The 245-nt window shown below is 47.8% G+C and carries 1 tRNA gene; it reads right to left on the reverse strand.

Annotation, left to right across the window (positions count from 1 at the left end):
• Positions 1 to 116: 116 nt before the first annotated feature.
• Positions 117 to 192: transfer RNA gene (locus tag Q3O60_RS17665), tRNA-Ala, on the reverse strand.
• Between the last annotated feature and the right edge of the window lie 53 nt (positions 193 to 245).

The following is a 245-nucleotide window of genomic DNA, read 5'->3' on the forward strand; positions in this document are numbered from 1 at the left end:
CTACCTTGTTTCTTTCTACTATCAGCTTGCCAAGTTGTTAAAGAGCAGTTTGAGATAAACTCAAATCAAAAGATTCCAGCGGAATGCTTTGATTTGAATTCGACGAACAAAGGAAATGGTGGAGTTAAGCGGGATCGAACCGCTGACCTCCTGCGTGCAAGGCAGGCGCTCTCCCAGCTGAGCTATAACCCCATTGTGGTGGGTCTGAGTAGACTCGAACTACCGACCTCACCCTTATCAGGGGT

This window comes from Alkalimonas collagenimarina, from assembly GCF_030717845.1.
GTDB lineage: Bacteria > Pseudomonadota > Gammaproteobacteria > Enterobacterales > Alteromonadaceae > Alkalimonas > Alkalimonas collagenimarina.